The sequence below is a fragment of the Streptomyces sp. Ru71 genome (assembly GCF_002920535.1).
Lineage (GTDB): Bacteria > Actinomycetota > Actinomycetes > Streptomycetales > Streptomycetaceae > Streptomyces.
In genome coordinates, this window is sequence record NZ_PQSS01000188.1 from 1 (window position 1) to 318 (window position 318).

Sequence of the window (318 nt, forward strand, 5' to 3'; positions counted from 1 at the left end):
CCCCAGAACAGGATGCCGCAGCTCGCGCCAGTCTGGAACGTTTTCAGGCGGCGATGCTTGCCGCCGATGATGATCGTCACATCACCACGGAAATCGCTAACGCCACACCGTTTTATTATGCCGAAGATGACCACCAGCAATATCTGCATAAAAACCCGTATGGTTACTGTGGAATTGGCGGAATTGGCGTCTGTCTGCCACCGGAAGCATAGCGTTACGGGTACAAATGTAGATTGTTGATAAAGTGCGCTTTGTTTATGCCGGATGCGGCGTGAACGCCTTATCCGGCCTACAAAATCGTGCAAATTCAATATATTG

At 50.3% G+C, this 318-nt stretch carries 1 protein-coding gene; it reads left to right on the forward strand.

Annotation, left to right across the window (positions count from 1 at the left end; all coding sequences use genetic code 11):
* On the forward strand, positions 1-212 hold a 212-nt coding region (locus tag C3489_RS38165; RefSeq protein ID WP_181140006.1), incomplete at its 5' end, for a peptide-methionine (S)-S-oxide reductase.
* Positions 213-318: the final 106 nt, after the last annotated feature.